Source organism: Flavobacterium sp. (assembly GCF_028712645.1).
Classification (GTDB): domain Bacteria; phylum Bacteroidota; class Bacteroidia; order Flavobacteriales; family Flavobacteriaceae; genus Flavobacterium.
On sequence record NZ_JAQTPQ010000381.1, the window covers coordinates 1 to 2,567 of the forward strand.

Sequence of the window (2,567 nt, forward strand, 5' to 3'; positions counted from 1 at the left end):
TTGAAAACGAGCTAAGTCACGTTGGTCATTACTGGATTTGTAATCTTCTGTATAAAAAGGTGGGTTAGAAACAATTAAATCGTATTGTTCTTCAGGTTCTTCAACAAATTCATCCAATGCAGCGTGAAAACAAAATAATCTATCGTTCCAAGGAGAATTTTCAAAATTAGTAGTTGCTTGTTCATATGCTTTTTCGTCGATTTCGAGTGCGTCAATTTGGGTTGCCGAACTTCTTTGTGCTAACATTAACGCAATGATTCCAGTTCCTGTTCCAATGTCTAAAATGCTGAAAGGATTGTTTTCAATAGGTGTCCAAGCTCCAAGTAAAACTCCGTCAGTCCCAATTTTCATTGCAGATTTATCTTGTTCAAGCGAAAATTGTTTGAATTGGAACATAAAATTTCAGATTGTAGATTAACGACTGTTGATTTCAGATTTTTGAGCAACTGAAGACTGAACACTTTTTTAAAGGTACATCTCGATTAAACCTTCGGGTAAATCCATGATGACTTTTTTGTTTTCTCTGTCAATTTTTACAAGAAAATGGTCAATCATTGGAATCAGAATTTCTACACCATCTTTCAATACTTCAAAGAGTGGTTGTGCTGTAGTATCGTTGATAGATTGTATCACGCCAACATTGCCAAATCGCTTGTCTTCGATTTCAAATCCAATTACTTCATGGAAGTAAAATTTATTGCCCGTAAGTTTTGGCAACATCTTTAAAGGAAGATAAATAGCATTACCAATAATAGCATCTGCTTGCTCCTCTGTGTTTACATCTTCGAAGCGAATTCGAAGAAAATCATTTTTGTGAAGTGAACTGCTTTCAATAAAAAATGGAACCAAGTGTTTGTTGCATTCAACAAACACTGATTCCAAATTTTCATATAACTCTGGTTCGTCCGTGTCTAAATAAGCAAGAATTTCCCCTTTGAAACTAAATTTTTTTGCGATTTTACCTAAATAGAAACAATCCTCTTTACGCATCGTCGCTCGAAAATTATGCTTCTGTAGTTTCGGTATTGTCTTCAACAGCAGGAGTTTCTTCAACTTCTGCAACCTCTGCTTCTGCAGCAGCTTCAACTTCAACAACTTCTTCTTCAACTGGAGCTGGTGTATTAGCAGCAATTAAATCAGCTTCAGCTTGAGCAGCAGCAGCCAAACGTTTTGCGTTTACAGCTTGTTCTGCTTTGATAGCTTTTGTTTTTGCATCAGCTTGTGCTTTTGTTAATCCTTCTTTTTTAGAATCTACTTTACCAGCTTTTGCTTCTAACCATGCAGCTAATTTAGCATCAGCTTGTTCTTGAGTTAAAGCTCCTTTACGGATACCTCCATCAAGGTGATGTTTTAATAAAGCTCCCTTGTAAGAAAGAATTGCTTTGGCTGTATCTGTAGGTTGTGCACCATTGTGCAACCATTTTACTGCGCTATCAAGATCTAACTCGATAGTTGCAGGATTTGTGTTTGGATTATAAGTACCAATTTTTTCTAGGTATTTACCATCTCTTTTTGAGCGAGCATCAGCTGCTACAACCCAGTAAAAAGGCTTCCCTTTTTTACCGTGTCTTTGTAATCTAATTTTTACTGACATAATCTTATGATTAAATTTTGAGGTACTCGACCTCGATTAATTAAGGGTGCAAAGATAAAAATTAATTACTAATTGACAATTAATAATTTAGAATTCTTTTGAATCTTTAAACGACATTGTTTTATGGTAATTTCTTTGTGAATTTTTGCTTTAAATTCCATTTATAACTCAAAATAATATACTTTTGTGTAGTTCAATGCCAAAAATTATGAAAGAAAGGTTTCTATTATTCATGATGTTATGTACTTTCATTTCTTGTCAAGAGGACGTGAAATTTAACAATCCTTCTTTTCAAGGAACAAAAGACAATGTGTTTTGGAGAGCAGTTCAATCCAATGCTACTATTGAAACTGATGGTTCTTTGACCATTGAAGCGTATACTTCAAATGAAAAAGTAACATTGAAAACTACTTCCACAGCAAAAACCACTTATTTTTTAGGAACTAGCACTTCTAAAACTGCAACATATACCTTAACAGATGCTACAGGAACAGTTACTTTTGCCACGGGATTTGGCATAGGGGATGGTCAAATTATAATTACAGAATATGATGCTTTAAACAAAACCATTTCGGGGACTTTTAAATTCAATGCAAAAAACACAAGTAACAATCCTTTATATGGACCAACTTTAAATTTTCAATACGGTATTTTTTATAAAGTTCCTATTATATCAAATCCTTAACATTGTAAATTTTAAATAAAAACACCTGAAAATTGCACTTTAGCGATATATTTTTGATTAATTTATAAAACAATTCATATAAATAATCTAATAAATGGTAGATTAGAAAAAAATAAGATTACATTTGTTGCAATTATAATATATATATATATGAATATTTTTGTTGGAAGCCTTCCATTCAGTATTGAGGAAGCAGATTTAAGAGAGTCTTTCGAGGCTTATGGTACAGTTGATTCTGTAAAAATTATTACTGATAAATTTACTGGAAGAAGTAAAGGATTCGGATTC

At 33.0% G+C, this 2,567-nt stretch carries 5 protein-coding genes; 2 read left to right on the forward strand and 3 right to left on the reverse strand.

The window, feature by feature from the left end; translation table 11 throughout:
- The 3 genes from PHC28_RS18145 to PHC28_RS18155 form a co-directional block, all read right to left on the reverse strand.
- Positions 1–396: methyltransferase (locus PHC28_RS18145; protein WP_300103844.1), on the reverse strand; the 396-nt coding region annotated here is incomplete at its 3' end.
- 69 nt (positions 397–465) lie between these two features.
- On the reverse strand, positions 466–990 hold the full coding sequence (rimM, locus tag PHC28_RS18150) for a ribosome maturation factor RimM (RefSeq protein WP_300103847.1): 525 nt from the start codon (positions 988–990) through the stop codon (positions 466–468).
- A 13-nt stretch (positions 991–1,003) separates the two neighbouring features.
- Complete coding sequence (locus PHC28_RS18155; RefSeq protein ID WP_300103849.1) at positions 1,004–1,594, reverse strand: 30S ribosomal protein S16; 591 nt, start codon at positions 1,592–1,594, stop codon at positions 1,004–1,006.
- A gap of 208 nt (positions 1,595–1,802) precedes the next feature.
- Here PHC28_RS18155 and PHC28_RS18160 point away from each other — a divergent pair, with 208 nt between their 5' ends.
- Together PHC28_RS18160 and PHC28_RS18165 are read left to right on the forward strand one after the other, a co-directional pair.
- Positions 1,803–2,279 carry a DUF6252 family protein gene (locus PHC28_RS18160; protein WP_300103852.1) on the forward strand — a complete coding sequence of 159 codons (477 nt, stop codon included), beginning with the start codon at positions 1,803–1,805 and terminating at the stop codon, positions 2,277–2,279.
- 150 nt (positions 2,280–2,429) lie between these two features.
- A partial coding sequence (locus PHC28_RS18165) for an RNA recognition motif domain-containing protein (RefSeq protein WP_367278073.1) occupies positions 2,430–2,567 on the forward strand: 138 nt, incomplete at its 3' end.

Excerpts from the sequence above, each read along its gene's own strand:
- PHC28_RS18155 (WP_300103849.1), bottom strand. The coding sequence starts at position 1,594 with ATGTCAGTAAAAATTAGATTACAAAGACACGGTAAAAAAGGGAAGCCT.
- PHC28_RS18160 (WP_300103852.1), top strand. The coding sequence starts at position 1,803 with ATGAAAGAAAGGTTTCTATTATTCATGATGTTATGTACTTTCATTTCT.
- rimM (WP_300103847.1), bottom strand. The coding sequence starts at position 990 with ATGCGTAAAGAGGATTGTTTCTATTTAGGTAAAATCGCAAAAAAATTT.